This is a genomic window from Gilliamella sp. B3464 (assembly GCF_026536145.1).
Classification (GTDB): Bacteria; Pseudomonadota; Gammaproteobacteria; order Enterobacterales; family Orbaceae; genus Gilliamella.
In genome coordinates, this window is the sequence record NZ_JAFNOQ010000001.1 from 365,348 (window position 1) to 384,649 (window position 19,302).

A 19,302-nucleotide genomic window follows, 5' to 3' on the forward strand; every position below is an offset into this window, starting at 1 on the left:
CACTCTCGTTTTTAACAATTGATTTTTTTTACATTAATGTTCCGCCAGATAACACTGGCGAAAAGAGTTAGAGCTAGTTAAGATTTATTTTCGTCTGTTTTAAATAAACCAGAAGGGTTATCAGAATAGTCTTTAGGTTGCTTTTCAAGTGTGATTTCTGTTTTGATATCTGCATCTTTATTCATATCTAAAGCGATAGCTGTGATATCGTCATCAGACGAGAATTTACCTGAATTTTCAGCCATATGTTGATAAAGGCGACGGAACTCTTTAGCCATATTATCTAATATTTCTGCACTGTGTGAGAAGTGTTTAACAATAGTCTGTTTTTGTGTTTTAAGCTCTTCTTGTGTCTGTTCAAGTTCACGTTTTACTTTTGCAAACTCACGACCTTTTTTACTAAACATATTAGTTAAAATAAACCCGATAATAAAACCAATTACTACACCAATCGCCAGATAAATCATCATCTGTTTATCCATATTTCACTCCTTGTATTTATTTTGTTCTAGTATATACATTATCGTTCAATTGTTTTACTTATTTTGCATGGTTAGCAAGTTTAATCAATTGTTTTTTTAATTTATCGGGTGCACTTTCCGCTAAACTATACAAGTATGTCGCACTCTGTGTACTTAATATGCGGCTTGCATTGGCACTTTTCAATGCATTGTCACGCATTATTGAGGACCCAACTAACAGGTCGGGATTAATTTTAAATTGAATAGAAGATAAAGACGGTAAAACTTTTTTACGTATACCCGATAGCAAATGATTTTGCTCATATTTTAATCGAGTTAACCAACTAGCTGAACTCACCTCTAAAATTAGCACACCTTGGCGATAATTCGCAATTCTATAATGCTGTTGTAATGGAGAAGGCAATAACTCATTAATCACATCCGCTAATTTAGCTAATGCAACTGTTCTTTCTTTTATCTCAGATAACCAAGATTGTTGTGACAAAATCGACGGTAATATTTGTGGCTGGTTATAACGCATCTATTATGTTTATCCTTGCTTCTTAATGTCACATTAACATTGTATATAAAATACAACAGTAAATAATTTACCTTATTTCATAAAAAATGTCCTGCTATAAAAATACATTTACAGTTTTTTAAATCTTCATTAAGACATAATAGAAAATAAATTTCAAAATAAGGTGACTTTCATTAAGATTAAAATTTATGTTCTGAATTTTTTATATTCCAGAATCATAATACGCTTGCATCAGTTAAATTAACTCGTTGATACAACAGAGTAAAATCAAATGTTATTAATCCTAATAAAAGCCCCAATAAATTGAAAATTTATGTTTTAATTCACAGTTAAATGTTAATTATTTATACACTTTAAAAGTGTTGTTATAAAGCATAGTGTAAGTAAGTGCATTAGCTTATTGCACTTAAATTAACCTTATTTATTGGCTCATCGTTAATATAAAGTGTACGCAATTCTCCTTTTGGTAAGGTAATGACCAGCTCTTGCCAAGCTGGAATATAACTTCCATTTGCTTTCAAACGAAGATCAATTCGATCATTAGTCGACACTAACTGCCAATTGATCCATAATCCAACACCATTTTGATAAGCATAGCTTTCACCATCATCTTCAAAAAAACAACCTTGAGAGGTATGATGAGCTAGAGTTATTATTGAAAAGTGGGACTTATAAGTTAGGTGATAGACTACCACCTGAACGAGACATTGCCGAAGCATTTGGTGTGAGTAGAACGGTAGTACGTGAAGCACTAATTATGTTAGAACTGGAAAATTTAGTGACAGTTAAAAAAGGATCGGGAGTTTATGTAATTGGTTTACCTGATGAAATCTCATCCGAAAAAGATAAAAAAATTGAAGAGGAAGATTTTGGACCATTTGAATTATTGCAAACAAGACAATTAATTGAAAGTAATATTGCCGCTTTTGCCGCATCACAAATAGTCAAATCCGATATCATTGAGCTGAGATCAATCTTGGAACAAGAACGACAAATGTTAGAGCAAGGGTTAATTGATGATTACAGTGCCGATGAATTGTTTCATATCACGATCGCCAAAGCGACTAAAAACTCAGTACTTGAAGGTTTATTACAGGATTTATGGCAAAGACGATCAGCAAGTAAAATGTGGAATCAATTGCACAGTCGCATCACTGATCACTGTTATCGAAAAAAATGGCTTGATGACCATGAAAAAATTTTACAAGCTTTGCAAATAAAAGATGCGATGGCTGCATATGGGCTTTGTGTTAAACTTGCAAACGCCATGGATAACATGAAAAAAGCAGCGCCAAGATAAGTTACACAAGCTGCATTAACACGAGACAAATTAAAACGCTTATTGAGCATACGCGAAAAATAACCGGAGGATAAACCACCAAAATCGGCAGCAAGGAAAGGAATCCAAACAAACATTGCCATCTCTTTTAATTGCATACCGCGTTCAGTTAATAAATAGTAAGGAACCCAAAAATTAACTGCCGCCCAAGCTGGTTCAGCTAAAAAAGCTGGAATAGCAATACCATAGAATTTTTTTTGCAAAATCACTTTTTTAATTGCTTGCCAGATGTTTTTGTTTTGTTGGCTCTCTGTGTCATCTTGATCGGATAAGATATATTTTCTTTCTGCCTCACTAATAGACCGACTTTTTGACGGCTCGCTGAAAAAGTAGAGCCATATTCCTGCCCAAATTAACCCAACAGAACCTGGAATTAAGAAAGCTAACTGCCAACCACCAAATTGGTGTATCGCATAAATAAGAGGAGGAGCAATCATGGCACCTAATGAAAAACCAACCATACTCCAACCATTAGCAATAGCGCGTTCCTTTTTAGGAAACCATAAACTAATAACTTTAGCATTGTCTGGTGCAACAACAGATTCAGCACCGCCCATAAAAAAACGTAAAATCGCTAATTGAAACCAAGTGCCTGCACCAGCATGAAGTATACACATAATAGACCAAATGATGACCATTATCGCAAAACCAACTCGTAAACCAATTACATCAATAAACCAGCCTACAATAGGTTGAAAAAGGGTATAAGCTAGTTGAAAAGCACGAATAATATACGAGTACTCTTTAGATTTTATCTTCAAATCATGTACAATTTCTTAAGCCATAATACTTAGTGCATTATGATTGACATAATTAAGAATTTTCTCCGTTGCAAATAAAATGATCATTACCCAACGTAACGTATTCTCCTGATTTAAAAATGGAACTCATAATATACCTCTAGCTGTAATTTAAATTTCTAACATAAAAAATTTATGTCACACTACATATTGGTAAACCAAATATTACAACTAATTTATTACAACACATGCCAAATTTGTTTGAAATTTGGATACCGATCACATTTTATATGGGATTGGTATAATAAATAATCCTAAAAATCTCTTTATATCATTTACCTTAAAACTAACTTATACAAGTTATTCAATAGATTAACTCATCAAAGTTTGAATAAAGATCGCTTTAAAAAATAGATATAGAGACTAAAATTGGTAGCCTAATTTTGAAAGATAAAAGCAGCAAATATTTATCTTTTTGACAGCGTTACTTTCAAACAGGTATACTGAAAAGGATATTATCTACATCTATATCGTTAAGCAGTTTTTTTAAAGCAGTTTAAACATAGGAGGATGTAATATGGGTATCTTAAATAATATTTTTTCTAAAATATTTCCAAGCGCACAAGCAGCAGCAACAAATGTTAACAATACGGTCAAAGACAAAGTTAATAGTATGACAGATGCTGCTAAAAACGCCGCCTCTGGCATTCAAACGGAAACACAACAAAATTCAGACCAAGCCAAACAAGTATCTCAGACTGATGTTATGTCAATTTTAGAGAATTTAGCGAACAAATATCCTGAAAAACTTAATTGGAAAACATCAATTGTTGATTTATTGAAGTTATTAGGTATCGATAATAGTTTAGAAGCACGAAAAAATTTGGCAAAAGAACTTAACTACCCAGGCAGTACCGATGATACCGCATCGATGAATATGTGGTTAATCAAAGAAGTAATGAAAAAAATCGCCGAAAAAGGGGGGGATGTAACCCATCTATTTTCTTAAGATTGTTTGATTCAACACAATCCACCTGATGCTAGGTGGATTATCATCCAATAAGACTTATCACTATAATAAGCTTAATAACCTTTCTTTCAGCCTTTAAAAGCATGTAAGTGGTTCATTGCACTTTCAATACCATCTGATAATAAAATCTCAACCGATCGTACCGATTCTTCTATCGCCTTATCAATAAGTTCTTGTTCGGGTTTAGAGGGTTTATTTAACACATAACCAACAACTTTATTTTTGTCACCCGGATGACCAATACCAATTCTGAGACGATAAAAATTTAAATTATTACCTAATTTGCTGGCAATATCTTTTAAACCATTATGACCGCCATGACTACCACCAAATTTAAATTTAGCAATACCTGGGTTAAGATCCAGTTCATCATGAGCGACTAAAATTTCTTCTGGTTTAATTTGATAAAAAGTTGCTAGTGCCTGTACCGCTTTACCACTTAAATTCATAAACGTAGTAGGGACTAATAATCTCACGTCATGACCACCAATGTTTATTCTAGCTGTATAGCCAAAAAATTTAGCTTCATTTTTTAAAGATTGATGATATCGTTCAGCTAAAAGATCAACAAACCATGCACCTGCATTATGGCGAGTTGCGGCATATTCATTTCCAGGATTGGCAAGTCCTACAATAAGTTTTATCGTTGTCATAATATTGGGATTATTTACTGATTTTTTTTAGAAAAAAGCCCCAATATAAAGGGGCTTGTCGTTCAATAATAAAATAAATTATTGATGGAACATCGCTGAAATTGACTCTTCGTTACTAATACGACGAATAGCTTCAGCAAGCATTCCAGATAGTGTTAATTGACGTACATTTTTTAATGCTTTTACTTCAGCAGTTAACGGAATGGTGTCACAAACAACTATTTCATCAATGGCAGAATTTTTAATATTGGTGACGGCTTTACCTGAAAAGATTGGATGCGTTGCATAAGCATAAACGCTTTTAGCACCACGCGCTTTTAATGCATCCGCCGCTTTACAAAGTGTACCGGCTGTATCAATCATATCATCAACTAAAATACAATCTCTATCAGCAACATCACCGATGATATTCATCACTTCCGCTTCATTAGCACGTTGACGACGCTTGTCGATAATAGCCATATCAGTATCATTTAAAAGTTTTGCAATCGCACGAGCACGTACCACACCACCAATATCAGGCGATACGACAATCGGACGTTCAAACTCGCGTTGTAACATATCTTCTAAAATAACTGGGCTACCAAATACGTTATCTACAGGTACATCAAAAAAACCTTGAATTTGCTCTGCATGAAGATCAACGGTTAATACCCTATCAACACCAACTGTTGATAAAAAGTCAGCAACAACTTTAGCTGTAATAGGCACTCGCGCTGAACGTACACGACGATCTTGCCTTGCATAACCAAAATAAGGAATAACCGCCGTGATACGACCAGCAGATGCACGACGCATTGCATCGATCATGACTAATAATTCCATTAGGTTATCATTGGTAGGCGCACAAGTTGATTGAATAATAAAAACATCTTCACCACGGACGTTTTCGTTAATTTGTACATTTACTTCTCCATCGCTAAAACGACTAACAACAATATCACCAAGAGAAGTATAAAGACGATTAGCTATACGTTTTGCCAGCTCCGGTGTAGCATTACCAGCAAAAAGCTTCATATCAGGCACGAGAAATCCTCAAGCATGTTATAATGATTACTTATACGTAATCGGTTAAATCGGGGTAATAATTATATAATCATTTACAGAGTATGCTCAACCACATTATAAAAATTTATTCAAAAATTTTTATATGTATCACAATAATAAATAGAAAAACATATCAATAATATGTTTTCTTGAAGTGAATCAAAAATCAGTTAAACTACTTTCTAATTATAAACCTTAATGAGTAAACAAATTTGGCAAACCGCAACACAAAAATAGACAACGTGATGAATGAACAATCCATGATAAATAACAATGAAAATATTAAATCAAAACGAACTATTCGAAGTTTTGTATTACGACAAGGTCGTTTAACTAAAGGCCAGCAACAAGCATTAGAGAATTTATGGCCTGTATTTGGTATTGACTATAATCCAAACGTTACTATAGGTTCAAATAATAACAAACCCTTTGTGTTAGAAATTGGTTTTGGTATGGGGGCATCATTGGTTGAAATGGCCAAAAATGCGCCGACTAAAGATTTTCTGGGGATTGAAGTGCACAAACCTGGAGTGGGTGCTTGTTTGATGGCGATTGAAGAAAACCAATTATCTAACCTAAAAGTCATGTGTCATGATGCCGTTGAAGTCTTGAATAATATGATAGCAGATCACTCGCTTGATAAGGTGCAAATTTATTTTCCCGACCCTTGGCATAAAGCAAGACATAATAAACGTAGAATTATTCAACCTGAATTTGTGCAATTAATACAAAGAAAATTAAAGGTTGGCGGTATGTTACATCTTGCTACCGATTGGCAACATTATGCCGAACATATGCTTGAAGTATTAACTCAAGCAGAAGGTTTTAAGAATTTATCATCAACGGGTGATTATATTCCCAGACCAGAAGATAGGCCAATTACTAAGTTTGAAAAAAGAGGTCAAAATTTAGGGCACGGGGTTTGGGACTTACAATTCATAAAAAAATAGTTATATAAAGGAGCCATTATGCAAAACCAAACAATTGATTTAATTTGTCAGCACCGTTCAATTCGTGCTTATAAATCCACCCCCTTAACTCAAGCGCAAATTGATACAATTGTTACAGCTGCACAATCGGCTTCAAGTTCTAATTTTTTACAATGCGCTACGATAATTCGTATTACTGATAGTGACAAACGTGAAAAACTTGCTCACTACACAGGCGATCAGTGCTATGTTAAACAAGCACCCGAATTTTGGGTATTTTGCGCTGATTTCAATCGACACTTTCAAATTGATCCAACAATCCCCCTTGAAAGAGCAGAACAACTTTTAGTTGGCTGCATTGAAACTGCGATCATGGCACAAAATGCAGTGATTGCAGCTGAATCTTTAGGCTTAGGCATAGTTTATATTGGTGGCTTACGTAATAATATTGATAACGTTACAGAATTATTAGCCATCCCTAAATATGTTTTGCCTCTTTTTGGGTTATGCATTGGCTATCCAGACCAGCACCCTGAAATAAAGCCAAGACTTCCTAAGCCTTTGGTATTTTTTGAAAATCAATATCAATCAATAGATAAAACTCTATTGGCACAATACGATACACAAATGAATGATTATTACAATCACCGTAGTACCCATCAAAAAACAGGTGGTTGGAGTGATAAAATTGCCGAAACGATTATAAATGGGCAACGAAGTTTTATTTTAGATTATCTACACAAGCAAGGTTGGATCACAAAATGAGTAACTCGCATTACCAATTGGAGAAAGTTGTTATACTAAGTCGTCATGGTATTCGTACAGCTTTACAAAATACCCTAGAATTTATTGATCAAGCTACCCCCTATCAATGGCCCAAATGGGACCATCCTTATGGTTATCTAACAACCAGAGGAGGAGCATTAGAAGTCTATTTTGGTCACTACCTGTCACAATGGTTAGAAAAACACAACATCAAAATAACCAATAATAGTCATGACTTGTTTGTCTATGCCAATAGCTTACAAAGAACCGTTGCGACAGCACAGTTCATTGTAGCCGGCGCCTACGCTGGTTGTGATATAACTATCAATCATAAATACCCTATTGAAAGAATGGATCCAATTTTCGATCCAAGTTTAGAAGAAGATTCAGCACAATTTAAGCAAGCCGTTTTACGTGATATCGAGCAAGCAGATAAGGCTCAATCAATTTTTAAAAACTTAGCGCCGGCTTATCAAATTTTGTCTGATATACTCGATTACAAACAATCTGAGCTGTACAAACAATATCAGTGTGAATTAGCCGATATCCCATTAGAACTCTATTTTAAAAAGAATGAAGAGCCAGCGTTATTGGGTGCCTTAGCTGTTGGCATTAGTGTCGTTGATTCTTTTTTATTGCAATATTATTCAGCGTTCCCTAAAAATCAAATTGCATGGGGTAAAATTGATAGCTTAGAGCAGTGGCAACAAATTGTGCAGATTCGTAATCAGTACATTAACTTAATTTGCCACACCAAAACACTCGCTACACGCGCAGCAGCCAAATTGATCAATATGATTGATGATCTAATGCAGCAACAATATACGGTCAATTTATTAGTCGGCCATGATAGTACAATCGCATCACTATTAGGCGCTTTAGATTTTGAAGAGTATCAACTACCTCATCAATATGAAACCACTCCTATTGGTGGTAAAGTAATTTTTCAACGCTTCAAACACTCGCTAACAGGCAAGCATTATTTTAAAGCTGAATATGTTTATCAAAGTTTTGAACAACTTTATACAGGACAAGCGCTCGATATCAATAATCCACCTGAACATTTTCAGCTAAAACTCAAAAATGCATCACTCAACTCTGATGGGTTTTATGATTGGAGCGATTTTGAAAAACGTATCCATGTTTAATGCTAAAAAGTATAAATAACCTTAGTGCCCATTCCGCCAACAAAATTGGCGGAATAGTTTTATCAAGCCATAGCTAACTTTAACGTTTATAGTTATGTTAATTGCTCTATTGATAAACTTTATAAAATCACACAGTAAAATACATACACAAACATAACTAATTAAAAATTACATATTATATTAGCTAACTCAACAGATTATTTATAATTTCCATCAAAAATTTTTTATCAATCGTCTAAAATGGCATACCTAAAAACTAACAACAAATAATCTATTTTTGATTTAGTTACGGTTCATATTTCTTAAAATCACTCAATTTTTGACTTGATAAAGATCTTTACCTTAATTAACCTGTTTTAAAAATGTAACCGATATCATAAAAGTACAATTTTAAGTCATAACTAATTTTATCATAGTTGAAAAAATTCAGTTTAATGAAAATAGCCACTATTTTTCTATAAATAACAGCATGTATAAACTCAGATTTAGCATTAATACAACATTCAAAAAAACTTAATGATGTAATGTAACTAATTTATAAAATAATGTAATCGATTTCACAAAATGTTATCTAGATCACTTTTTTTGAAAAAGTAAGATGATATTATCCTTAAAAACAGATGGCTTTTTGTACTTACTTTTAATGTAAACGATATGCAAATAACGTGTTCATTGAAAGATTAGCAAAGGAAGTTGATTATGAATCAAAAAATAACCTCATCCCTTTATAATAAAAATTACTGGGTATTTACGCTTTACTTTTTCCTTTATTTTTTCATTATGGGGGCCTATTCGCCATTTTTTCCTGTATGGTTAAAAATGAATGGGTTAGATCAAGCCGAAACAGGATATGTGTTCTCATTTATTTCATTATTTGCGCTTCTTTTTCAACCTTTCTTTGGGTTAATCTCGGATAAACTCGGATTAAAAAAACATCTATTGTGGATTATCACATTACTATTAGTTCTATTTGGCCCCTTTTTTATTTTTGTATTGGGACCACTACTTCAATTTAACGTTACTTTAGGTGCTATAGTTGGGGGACTTTATCTGAGTGTGGCATTTAATTGCGGTTCACCATCAATAGAAGCCTTGGTTGAAAAAATCAGTCGACGAAGTGGATTTGAGTTTGGCCGATGCCGTATGTTTGGTTGTTTTGGTTGGGCAATTTGTGCTTCATTTGTTGGTATTATGATTTCAAAAGATATCAATGCCGTTTTCTGGTTATGTTCAGGTTTTGCAATTATCTTATTGTTTTTAGTTAAAATAGCCGATCCAGCCAAAACAACAACGACCGACGTTGTTGAACAAATGGGACTTAATAAACCAGAACCGTTCAATTTGAAACTTGCGTTTAACTTACTTAGCATGAGTAAAACATGGTATTTTATGCTTTATATTATCGGTGTTGCCTGTACTTATGATGTGTTTGATCAGCAATTTGCTAACTTTTTCACTTCATTTTTCAAAAGCGAACAAGTGGGTCGTGAAGCGTTTGGTTATGTCACAACGCTTGGGGAATTTTTAAATGCGACTGTTATGTTTTTTGCACCAATTATTGTCATGAAGATCGGTAGCAAAAATACTTTATTAATAGCTGGAGCGATTATGTCGATTCGTATAACCGGTTCAGCATTTGCAACTAACGCAATTGAAGTTGTTATTTTAAAAACATTACATATGTTCGAAGCGCCATTATTATTGGTTGGTGCATTTAAATATATTACTAAACACTTTCCTATTCGATTATCAGCAACAGTTTATTTAATTGCATTTTGTTTTGCAAAACAACTCTCTATTATGTTTATGTCCACCTTTGCAGGTCTAATGTATGTTAAAATTGGCTACGAAGGCACGTATTTAGTCCTTGGCGCAATCGCATTAAGTTTTACATTGATTTCGTCATTCACTTTATCTGGACGCGGTCCTTGGGATATCTTTAAAAGACTAAACAGTGAACAAAATAAAGATCAACAAGAACTCAACAAAAATATAACATTAGATTAAGGTTTTAACATGAAAATATTAGTAACAGGTGGTTGCGGGTATATTGGAAGTCATACATGTGTACAATTAATTCAATCAGGATACACACCGATTGTCATTGATAACCTATTCAACAGCAAAGCTTCGGTATTAGATAGAATTAAACAAATTACTGGGCATAGTGTCAGTTTTTATCATGGTGATATCTGTGACCAACAATTGTTAGAAAAAATATTTGCTGAGCATGATATTCAAGCAGTTATCCATTTTGCTGGACTAAAAGCCGTGGGGGAATCGGTATACAAACCGCTTGAATATTATGAAAACAATGTCTATGGCAGTATTGTGTTAATGAAAGCAATGCGAGCTGCGGGTGTAAAACAGTTAATATTTAGTTCGTCAGCAACCGTATACGGTGAACTCGCACCAGTTCCCTATGTCGAGACATTACCACAAGGTTTACCAAGTAGCCCGTATGGAAAAAGTAAATTAATGGTTGAACAATGTATGATGGATTTAGCTGTTGCTGAACCAGACTGGTCATTAACTTTATTACGTTACTTTAATCCTGTTGGCGCACATCCAAGCGGATTAATGGGTGAAGATCCACTCGGTATTCCCAATAACCTAATGCCTTATATCACCCAAGTTGCTGTAGGAAAACGTGAGTCACTTGCTGTTTTTGGTAATAATTACCCGACAAAAGATGGCACTTGTGTTCGTGACTTTATTCACGTGGTCGATTTAGCTGATGGACATATCGCTGCACTTAAAGCTGACCAACATAAAGCAGGTGTACATATTTATAATTTAGGTTCAGGTATTGGCTATAGTGTCTTAGAAGTTATTAAAGCTTTTGAAAAAGCCTCTGGTAAACCACTCAATTGGCACTTTGCTCCTAAACGTGCAGGTGATTTACCCGCGTTTTGGGCTGACGCAAAAAAAGCAGAACAAATTTTAGGTTGGAAAACCAAATTAACACTTGATGATATGGTAAAAGACTCGTGGAATTGGCAATCACATAACCCACAAGGCTATCCAGATTAAACCATATAGCATCAATCATAAGAAGAAAGATAAAAGAGGCAAAAATGGCTATTTTTAATCCTGTTGATCACCCTCATCGTCGTTATAACCCATTAACTAATCAATGGGTACTTGTCTCGCCACATCGAGCCAAACGACCTTGGCAAGGCCAGCAAGAAACATTAAATCAAGAACAAAAACCCTGTTACGATCCAAACTGCTTTTTATGCCCTGGGAATAAGCGAGTGACGGGTGATATTAATCCTAACTATACTGGAACCTATGTTTTTACTAATGATTTTGCCGCATTAATGGTAGATACGCCAGAATCACCGCAAAGCCAAGATCCGTTATTCCAGATCCAAAGTGCTAAAGGTACTAGCCGCGTTATCTGTTTTTCGCCCGATCACAGTAAAACACTTCCCGAACTCAATTTACCCGCTATTGAAGGCGTGATTAAAACTTGGATAAGTCAATTACAAGAACTGAGCCAACATTATCCTTGGGTACAAATATTTGAAAACAAGGGTGCGGCAATGGGTTGCTCTAACCCACATCCACATGGACAAATTTGGGCCAATAGCTTTATCCCCAATGAAGTTGCGCGTGAAGACCTAAATATGCGCCATTATTTTGAAAAATATCACCAAAATTTATTAGTCGATTATGTGCAAAAAGAGTTAACGTTGGGTGAACGAATTGTGGTAGAAACAGCACATTGGCTTGCCGTTGTCCCTTTTTGGGCCGTGTGGCCATTTGAAACACTATTATTACCCAAAACGCATATTGCGCAATTAACTCAGTTAAATAATGACCAGCAAATAGATTTAGCTATTGCGCTCAAAAAACTAACAAGTCGCTACGATAATTTATTTCATTGTTCTTTTCCTTATTCAATGGGTTGGCACGGCGCACCATTTGTGGGGGATAACAATGATTATTGGCAACTACATGCACATTTTTATCCACCTTTGTTGCGTTCAGCGACGGTAAAAAAATTCATGGTTGGTTACGAAATGTTTGCCGAAGTGCAACGAGATTTAACCCCCGAACAAGCTGCCGAAAAACTGCGCAACGTAAGTGATGTGCATTATAAAGAGCAAAAGGATAAGTAAATGAAAGCATTAATTGATAGCACTACACAAGTATTTGAAAGCCAATTCGGTTATCAACCCGATACCTTTATACAAGCGCCAGGGCGCGTAAACTTAATTGGTGAACACACCGATTACAATGATGGTTTTGTTCTACCCTGCGCAATTAATTATCAAACAGTGATAAGTTGTCACAAACGTTCAGATAATATTATACGTGTTATTGCTGTCGATTATGATAATCAACAAGACCAATTTTCTCTTGATTCGTCCATTGAAAAACATCCTGATTACCAATGGGCTAACTATGTGCGAGGTGTAATAAAACATCTTAAAAACTATACAAATGCTATCCATGGCGTCGATTGTGTCATTAGTGGTAATGTCCCCCAAGGCGCAGGTTTAAGCTCGTCAGCATCGCTTGAGGTTGCCGTCGGTAAAATGTTACAAGTCCTTTATCAGTTACCTTTTGATGGCACAAAATTAGCCTTAATTGGCCAAGAAGCCGAAAACCAATTTGTCGGTTGTAATTGCGGCATTATGGATCAATTAATTTCGGCACTAGGACAAGCTCAACATGCACTATTAATTGATTGTCGTTCACTGACAACCAAAGCAGTGAAAATACCCAAAGATTTTGCTGTTGTCATTATTAATTCTAATATTAAACGGGGATTAGTTGATAGTGAATATAATACTCGTCGTAAACAATGCGAAGCGGCTGCAAAAGCACTAGGTGTTAAGGCATTACGTGATGCATCGTTAGCTGATCTTGAAACAATTAAAACCACCTTAGATCCAACAGTATTTAAACGTGCACGCCATGTCATTACCGAAAATGAACGCACTGTTCAAGCGTCAAAAGCACTCGAAACCAAAGATTATAAATTATTATCTGCATTAATGGCAGCAAGTCATCATTCAATGCGTGATGATTTTGAAATTACGGTTCCTGCTATCGATTATCTTGTCGAAATTATTCATGATGTAATTGGCGAACAAGGTGGCGTTCGCATGACTGGCGGTGGCTTTGGCGGCTGTGTGGTCGCACTGGTGGCAAAAGATAAAGTAAACAGTGTTAAAACAATCGTTAATGACAATTATTCTAAAAAGTTTGGTATTAAAGAAACAATTTATGTTTGTGAACCTAGTAAAGGAGCCCACGTTTTATGCCAATAAAACAAATTATTACATTAACAAACCAACAAGGAATGACCATTAAGGTTTCTAATTGGGGGGCAACTTGGTTATCATGCTTAATACCTGTAGCAAGCAAGCATCGCGAAATACTGCTGGGCTGTCAATCACTAAACCAATATCAACACCAAGATGCTTATCTTGGTGCGACTATTGGACGTTATGCAAATCGCATTGCTAATGCAACTATCGATGTCAATGGTCAACACTATTTACTCACCGCCAACCAAGGGATAAACCTACTTCATGGTGGACAATGTGGGTTTGATAAAAAAATTTGGAACATTGAATATCAATCAGCTCAAAAAGTAATATTTAACTTGATATCGGCTGATGGTGATCAAGGCTTTCCCGGTGAGCTGAAGGTGATTGTGACCTATTATTTAACTAATGAAAATGAAGTCATTATCAATTTTCAGGCAACAACTAACAAAACAACACCAGTAAACTTAACTAATCATGCTTATTTTAATCTTGATGGTGATTTGAGTAACAGTGTCCTTGCACATACATTAAAAGTTAATGCAAATTTCTATTTACCGGTTAATAGCGCGGGGATTCCTTATCATAACTTAGCTGATGTTGGTCAATATGACATGGATTTACGGCAAGCAAAACAATTGTCTGATAGACTGCTCGAAAGTCCCGAACGGCAAGTGACAGGCGGTTATGATCATGCTTATTTACTAGATAAAAGCAAAGCTATTGCTGCACAGCTGATATCATCAGATAAAAAAGTTTTAATGAATATCAAAACCACTAAACCAGCATTACAAGTCTACACTGGCAATTTTCTACAAAATACGCCTAATCGTCATAATGATGTATATAGCAACTTTGCGGGTATTGCATTAGAAGCACAATTTTTACCCGATAGCCCGCATCACCCACAATGGCCACAACCAAGCTGTTATTTGCAACCCAATGAAGTGTATCATCACCATATAACCTATCAATTTATCACAACGTAAAAACGACTTATTTGATTAAAGTACATGACAGTAATACTTAATTTTTACCCATAACCCACCAATTAAAGAAAAAGCAACTTTACTCTTTTCACCAATTTTGGTATACCATTAAATATAAGAAATTAAGGTGCACCATATACACCAAAATAAAAACAGTAAGTTTTTACCAGCTTAAACTAACAATCTGGCATAAAATTAGGTATGATATTTTTAATATGTCCTAATGGATAACCTGAACATGAAAAGTAAAACTTTAACCGCTATTTTTCCTGGTACTTTTGATCCGATCACCAATGGTCATATTGATCTTATTACCCGAGCGTCGCAATTATTTCCACGTTTAATTATTGCTGTTGCACAAAATCCTAATAAAAAAACGCTTTTTACACTAGATGAACGCGTCAATTTAGCGTCTAGCGCCATTGAGCATTTACTTAATGTTGAAGTCATTGGCTTTGATAATTTAATGGCAGATTTTGCCCAAAAACATAATGCGACAGTGGTTGTCCGTGGTGTAAGAACCACGCATGACTTTGAATACGAAAGGCAACTGGCCGAAATGAACCGCGCACTAAAACCCGATTTAGATACGATATTTTTAATGCCATCTATCGCAATGGGATTTATTTCATCAACTATTGTAAAAGATGTTGCTTTTCATGGTGGTGATATTTCAAACTTAGTGCCTTTACACGTTAAAACGGAACTTTTAAAGCGCTTGACATAATTTAAGTAAGTTAATATGGTTAATTTTTATACTCCACCTAAAAAGAAATTTATTCCGCAAAAATTGACTGTAACAGTCTCAACGTTAGATGCCTTCGGTCAAGGGGTAGCCAATCATAATGGCAAAACAATTTTCGTTAAATCTGCGCTACCTAATGAAACAGTTGATATTCAACTTACGGAAGATAAAAAAAATTATGCCAAAGCAACCGTCATTAAATATCATAACCAAAGCCAAGATCGCCTTAAACCGCCATGCCAATATTATCAAAAATGTGGTGGCTGTGACTTACAGCACATATCACCACGCGTGCAACAACAAGCTAAATATCAAGCATTAATTAATTTGTTAAAAAAAGAGAGTGGCGCAACATTAGATAATGTGCTTAACGATGCCCCTATTATTATTGCCGATCAACCTTACGCTTATCGCAGAAGAGCCAGATTATCTATCAACCTGATCAAAGGTGTACTTTTTGTTGGTTTTAGACAAGCAGAATCAAATCAAATAATTAATATTAAACATTGTCCTGTTTTAGTTGATAAGTTAAATAACTTACTGATTCCATTACAACACTGCTTAACTAATATTAAACAAAAAAAATCACTAGGTCATATTGAATTAATCTCGGTAGATAGTGGGGTAATTGTTGTATTAAGACATATTAGCCCGATGGATGAGCAAGATACCAAATTATTACGACAATTTGCTCAAGAACATAACATTTCACTCTATTTGCATGGCGATAAACTTGTTCATATTACCGGTGATAACCAGCATTATTATCAAATCAATAAGTTAAAATTAACCTTTAGCCCTCTAGATTTTATTCAAGTAAACAGTAAAATTAATCAAAAGATGATTAACCAAGCACTTGAGTGGCTAACATTAGAGCCGACGGACAACGTTTTAGATCTATTTTGTGGAATGGGTAATTTTTCATTGCCGATGGCAACATTAAGTAAATCGGTCACAGGCATCGAAGGTGTTAAAGCACTGGTTGAAAAAGCACAATTCAATGCCAAATTAAATCGCAGTGAAATACGTGCAGATACCCAATTTTTAACCAGTAATTTAGAGGATGAGCAGCAATTTTCAACATGGAATCATTTACAATTTGAGAAAGTTCTATTGGATCCCGCTAGAGCAGGTGCTTTTAATACTACCGCCCAAATTGTAAAAATATCACCTAAAAAGATCGTTTATATTTCGTGCAATCCGGCTACATTAGCCAGAGATTGTAAACAATTTATTGCTAAAGGATACAAGATTGCTCAAGTCGCAATTTTAGATATGTTTCCACAAACCAAGCACATTGAATCAATGTTGCTGTTAACGAAGTAGGATCATAATTATGGTATCTATTAGAGGAGCCCACCAACAGAGCGAAGAACACTATTCTCTTGCTCAGTTTGATGTCGAACAATGGGCCAAACAAGAACTGTTACTAACTAACCCGCAATCTTATGAAAAATTTAAAGATGTCTGGGATTTCTGTTTTGAAAATAGTGCAGGCGCACCTGAGCAGCTGTATTGTTTCAAAAGTGCCATTGAAATGGTTGAAATTTTATCAACCTTAAGTATGGATGTTAACAGTTTAAGTGCTGCGTTATTGCTACCTTTCTTAGAATCTAAGATTATCCGTCGTGAAGATATTCCAGAAGATTTTGACCGCGAAATTACCCATATTATTTCAAGCATCATCCGAATGAAAGACTTGCGACAACTACGTGCAATTCGTAACGGTAATGCGACAACAGAACAAATCGATAGTATCAGGCGTATGTTACTGGCGATGGTAAATGATTTTCGTAGCGTTGTAATCAAAATTGCTGAGCGTATCACTTACTTACGCAATTTAATGAATGCCCCTAAAGAAGAGCAAGTCCTTGCCGCTAAAGAGTGCTTTAATATTTATGCCCCACTGGCCAACCGATTAGGTATTGGGCAATTAAAATGGGAATTAGAGGATTTTTGCTTCCGGTATTTATATCCTGACCAATACCGCATGATCGCAATCAAACTACAAGAAAAGCGATTAGACCGAGAATTATATATCAATAAATTTGTTAAAACTTTACAGGATTTAATGAATCAAGATCATATTCATGCCGAAGTTTATGGTCGTCCAAAACATATTTATAGCATTTGGCGAAAAATGGAGCGTAAGCATTTACAGTTTGAAGAGCTGTATGATATTCGAGCGGTACGAATTATTTGCGATCGCGTTGAAGATTGTTATAACGCACTGGGTATTGTACATAGTCATTACAAACACATTGCTAAAGAATTTGACGATTACGTAGCCAATCCCAAACCCAATGGCTATCAATCTATTCATACGGTTGTTTATGGCCCACAAGACAAAACTATCGAAATTCAGATTCGTACCGAACAAATGCATAACGATGCTGAACTCGGTATTGCTGCACATTGGAAGTATAAAGAAGGCACTACTGACAAGATGACGGCTTATGATCAGCGCATCTCTTGGTTACGACAACTATTAACTTGGCAAAAAGAGATGTCAGAAAGTGGTGAAATCCAAGAAGCAGTAAGAAGCCAAATTTTTGATGATAGGGTTTATGTATTTACACCTAAAGGTGATGTGGTTGATTTGCCAGCGGGTTCAACACCGCTTGATTTTGCTTATCATATTCATAGCGATGTCGGCCACAGATGTATTGGTGCCAAAGTAAATGGGCGCATTGTCCCCTTTACTTATATGTTAAAAATTGGCGATCAAGTTGAAGTCATTACGCAAAAACAACCTAATCCAAGTCGTGATTGGTTAAATCCTAATACAGGTTTTGTCAATAGTAGCCGTGCACGTGCCAAAATTCAAGCTTGGTTCAAAAAACAAGATCGTGATAAGAATATTGCGGCTGGTCAACAGATACTTGAAAACGAATTAGAACCGCTGAATATTAGTATCAAAAGCGTTGAAAAAATTCTTATCGCAAAATATAACGCCCATTCATTTGATGAAGTTTTAGCGGGTATTGGCAGTGGTGACATCAGAATTAACCAACTAGTTAACTTTATTAACGCGCAATTTAATAAGCCAACAGCGGAAGAAGAAGACGAAGCGGTATTAAAGCAAATTTCGCAAAAATCGACCGCTCAAACCAAAAATACAACAAAAAGTGGTGAAATCATCATTGAAGGCGTAGGTAACTTAATGTATACCATTGCTAACTGTTGTCGTCCTATTCCAGGTGATCCTATTGTTGGTTTTGTCACCCAAGGTCGAGGCATCTCAATACATCGAGCTGATTGTGAACAATTGCAAGAGTTAAAAAATCATGCTCCGGAACGCATAACAAGTGCAGCGTGGAGTGAAAACACCCAATCAAGCTATACCATGATTGTTAGAATTATAGCTAATGATAGAAGTGGCTTATTACGCGATATTACCACTATTGTTGCTAACGAAAAAGTCAACGTATTAGGTGTATCAAGTCGCAGTGATACTAAACAGCAATTAGCGACAATTGACATGGATTTACAAATTTTCGATCACGACTCACTTAATCGTGTACTAAATAAAATTAAGCAATTACCCGATGTTGTTGAAGCAAAACGCTTTCAAGGATAACCCTTGATTTAATTGCCACATCAATTAATGCTGTGGCAATTTACCGATAG

18 protein-coding genes and 1 pseudogene are annotated in these 19,302 nt (G+C 35.3%); 13 read left to right on the top strand and 6 right to left on the bottom strand.

What is annotated here, in order from left to right; all coding sequences use genetic code 11:
* Positions 1-77: 77 nt before the first annotated feature.
* The 3 genes from J3U57_RS01635 to J3U57_RS01645 form a co-directional block, all read right to left on the bottom strand.
* A complete protein-coding gene (locus J3U57_RS01635; protein ID WP_267333722.1) occupies positions 78-482 on the bottom strand; it encodes a YhcB family protein in 405 nt (134 codons plus the stop codon).
* Positions 483-540: 58 nt separating this feature from the next.
* Positions 541-1,002, bottom strand: coding sequence for a DUF721 domain-containing protein (locus tag J3U57_RS01640; protein ID WP_267343635.1), 462 nt, complete (start codon positions 1,000-1,002; stop codon positions 541-543).
* Positions 1,003-1,394: 392 nt separating this feature from the next.
* Positions 1,395-1,697 (bottom strand): DUF5110 domain-containing protein, encoded by a 303-nt coding sequence (locus J3U57_RS01645; RefSeq protein WP_267343636.1) that lies wholly within the window; start codon positions 1,695-1,697, stop codon positions 1,395-1,397.
* On the opposite strand from J3U57_RS01645, the gene J3U57_RS01650 reads away from it, so the two are divergent.
* Entirely contained in the window at positions 1,658-2,302 is a 645-nt protein-coding gene (locus tag J3U57_RS01650; protein WP_267343637.1) for a GntR family transcriptional regulator, read from the top strand. The two genes, J3U57_RS01645 and J3U57_RS01650, sit on opposite strands and share 40 nt — an antisense overlap.
* Here J3U57_RS01650 and J3U57_RS01655 read toward each other — a convergent pair.
* Positions 2,272-3,102 (bottom strand): annotated as a pseudogene (locus J3U57_RS01655) (MFS transporter); the annotation flags it as partial. The gene J3U57_RS01650 and the pseudogene J3U57_RS01655 sit on opposite strands and share 31 nt — an antisense overlap.
* A gap of 556 nt (positions 3,103-3,658) precedes the next feature.
* Here J3U57_RS01655 and J3U57_RS01660 point away from each other — a divergent pair.
* Complete coding sequence (locus tag J3U57_RS01660) at positions 3,659-4,090, top strand: DUF3597 domain-containing protein (RefSeq protein WP_267333730.1); 432 nt, start codon at positions 3,659-3,661, stop codon at positions 4,088-4,090.
* Between the two features lie 89 nt (positions 4,091-4,179).
* Here the strand turns inward: J3U57_RS01660 and pth are convergent, their stop codons facing one another.
* Both pth and J3U57_RS01670 read right to left on the bottom strand, forming a co-directional pair.
* Positions 4,180-4,764, bottom strand: a complete 585-nt coding sequence (gene pth, locus J3U57_RS01665) for an aminoacyl-tRNA hydrolase (protein ID WP_065634721.1) — start codon at positions 4,762-4,764, stop codon at positions 4,180-4,182.
* 78 nt (positions 4,765-4,842) lie between these two features.
* Positions 4,843-5,790 carry a ribose-phosphate pyrophosphokinase gene (locus J3U57_RS01670; RefSeq protein WP_065634720.1) on the bottom strand — a complete coding sequence of 316 codons (948 nt, stop codon included), beginning with the start codon at positions 5,788-5,790 and terminating at the stop codon, positions 4,843-4,845.
* Positions 5,791-6,056: 266 nt separating this feature from the next.
* Here J3U57_RS01670 and trmB point away from each other — a divergent pair, with 266 nt between their 5' ends.
* The 11 genes from trmB to relA all read left to right on the top strand — a co-directional run bounded on the left by trmB (position 6,057) and on the right by relA (position 19,252).
* Positions 6,057-6,761 carry a tRNA (guanosine(46)-N7)-methyltransferase TrmB gene (trmB, locus tag J3U57_RS01675; RefSeq protein ID WP_267346715.1) on the top strand — a complete coding sequence of 235 codons (705 nt, stop codon included), beginning with the start codon at positions 6,057-6,059 and terminating at the stop codon, positions 6,759-6,761.
* Between the two features lie 18 nt (positions 6,762-6,779).
* Positions 6,780-7,505 carry an oxygen-insensitive NADPH nitroreductase gene (gene nfsA, locus J3U57_RS01680; protein ID WP_267343638.1) on the top strand — a complete coding sequence of 242 codons (726 nt, stop codon included), beginning with the start codon at positions 6,780-6,782 and terminating at the stop codon, positions 7,503-7,505.
* Positions 7,502-8,653 carry a histidine-type phosphatase gene (locus J3U57_RS01685; protein WP_267343639.1) on the top strand — a complete coding sequence of 384 codons (1,152 nt, stop codon included), beginning with the start codon at positions 7,502-7,504 and terminating at the stop codon, positions 8,651-8,653. The genes nfsA and J3U57_RS01685 overlap by 4 nt, the downstream gene beginning before the upstream one ends.
* Before the next feature lie 699 nt (positions 8,654-9,352).
* Complete coding sequence (locus J3U57_RS01690; protein WP_267343640.1) at positions 9,353-10,660, top strand: MFS transporter; 1,308 nt, start codon at positions 9,353-9,355, stop codon at positions 10,658-10,660.
* 9 nt (positions 10,661-10,669) lie between these two features.
* On the top strand, positions 10,670-11,686 hold the full coding sequence (gene galE / locus J3U57_RS01695) for a UDP-glucose 4-epimerase GalE (RefSeq protein ID WP_267343641.1): 1,017 nt from the start codon (positions 10,670-10,672) through the stop codon (positions 11,684-11,686).
* 44 nt (positions 11,687-11,730) lie between these two features.
* Complete coding sequence (gene galT / locus J3U57_RS01700) at positions 11,731-12,780, top strand: galactose-1-phosphate uridylyltransferase (protein ID WP_267343642.1); 1,050 nt, start codon at positions 11,731-11,733, stop codon at positions 12,778-12,780.
* Positions 12,781-13,938, top strand: a complete 1,158-nt coding sequence (gene galK / locus J3U57_RS01705; protein WP_267343643.1) for a galactokinase — start codon at positions 12,781-12,783, stop codon at positions 13,936-13,938.
* Positions 13,929-14,927, top strand: a complete 999-nt coding sequence (galM, locus tag J3U57_RS01710) for a galactose-1-epimerase (RefSeq protein WP_267343644.1) — start codon at positions 13,929-13,931, stop codon at positions 14,925-14,927. The genes galK and galM overlap by 10 nt, the downstream gene beginning before the upstream one ends.
* A 238-nt stretch (positions 14,928-15,165) precedes the next feature.
* Positions 15,166-15,654: a pantetheine-phosphate adenylyltransferase gene (gene coaD, locus J3U57_RS01715; RefSeq protein ID WP_267333739.1), complete on the top strand. Its 489-nt coding sequence runs from the start codon at positions 15,166-15,168 to the stop codon at positions 15,652-15,654.
* Between the two features lie 15 nt (positions 15,655-15,669).
* Positions 15,670-16,998: a 23S rRNA (uracil(1939)-C(5))-methyltransferase RlmD gene (rlmD, locus tag J3U57_RS01720; RefSeq protein ID WP_267333740.1), complete on the top strand. Its 1,329-nt coding sequence runs from the start codon at positions 15,670-15,672 to the stop codon at positions 16,996-16,998.
* 10 nt (positions 16,999-17,008) lie between these two features.
* Positions 17,009-19,252 carry a GTP diphosphokinase gene (gene relA / locus J3U57_RS01725; RefSeq protein ID WP_267333741.1) on the top strand — a complete coding sequence of 748 codons (2,244 nt, stop codon included), beginning with the start codon at positions 17,009-17,011 and terminating at the stop codon, positions 19,250-19,252.
* The last annotated feature ends 50 nt before the right edge of the window (positions 19,253-19,302 follow it).

Bases quoted from the DNA above. Each gene is read 5' to 3' on its own strand.
- galE (WP_267343641.1), top strand. From the start codon at position 10,670: ATGAAAATATTAGTAACAGGTGGTTGCGGGTATATTGGAAGTCATACA.
- J3U57_RS01660 (WP_267333730.1), top strand. From the start codon at position 3,659: ATGGGTATCTTAAATAATATTTTTTCTAAAATATTTCCAAGCGCACAA.
- galK (WP_267343643.1), top strand. From the start codon at position 12,781: ATGAAAGCATTAATTGATAGCACTACACAAGTATTTGAAAGCCAATTC.
- nfsA (WP_267343638.1), top strand. From the start codon at position 6,780: ATGCAAAACCAAACAATTGATTTAATTTGTCAGCACCGTTCAATTCGT.
- pth (WP_065634721.1), bottom strand. From the start codon at position 4,764: ATGACAACGATAAAACTTATTGTAGGACTTGCCAATCCTGGAAATGAA.
- J3U57_RS01685 (WP_267343639.1), top strand. From the start codon at position 7,502: ATGAGTAACTCGCATTACCAATTGGAGAAAGTTGTTATACTAAGTCGT.
- J3U57_RS01635 (WP_267333722.1), bottom strand. From the start codon at position 482: ATGGATAAACAGATGATGATTTATCTGGCGATTGGTGTAGTAATTGGT.
- J3U57_RS01640 (WP_267343635.1), bottom strand. From the start codon at position 1,002: ATGCGTTATAACCAGCCACAAATATTACCGTCGATTTTGTCACAACAA.
- galM (WP_267343644.1), top strand. From the start codon at position 13,929: ATGCCAATAAAACAAATTATTACATTAACAAACCAACAAGGAATGACC.
- coaD (WP_267333739.1), top strand. From the start codon at position 15,166: ATGAAAAGTAAAACTTTAACCGCTATTTTTCCTGGTACTTTTGATCCG.
- relA (WP_267333741.1), top strand. From the start codon at position 17,009: ATGGTATCTATTAGAGGAGCCCACCAACAGAGCGAAGAACACTATTCT.
- rlmD (WP_267333740.1), top strand. From the start codon at position 15,670: ATGGTTAATTTTTATACTCCACCTAAAAAGAAATTTATTCCGCAAAAA.
- trmB (WP_267346715.1), top strand. From the start codon at position 6,057: ATGAATGAACAATCCATGATAAATAACAATGAAAATATTAAATCAAAA.
- J3U57_RS01690 (WP_267343640.1), top strand. From the start codon at position 9,353: ATGAATCAAAAAATAACCTCATCCCTTTATAATAAAAATTACTGGGTA.
- galT (WP_267343642.1), top strand. From the start codon at position 11,731: ATGGCTATTTTTAATCCTGTTGATCACCCTCATCGTCGTTATAACCCA.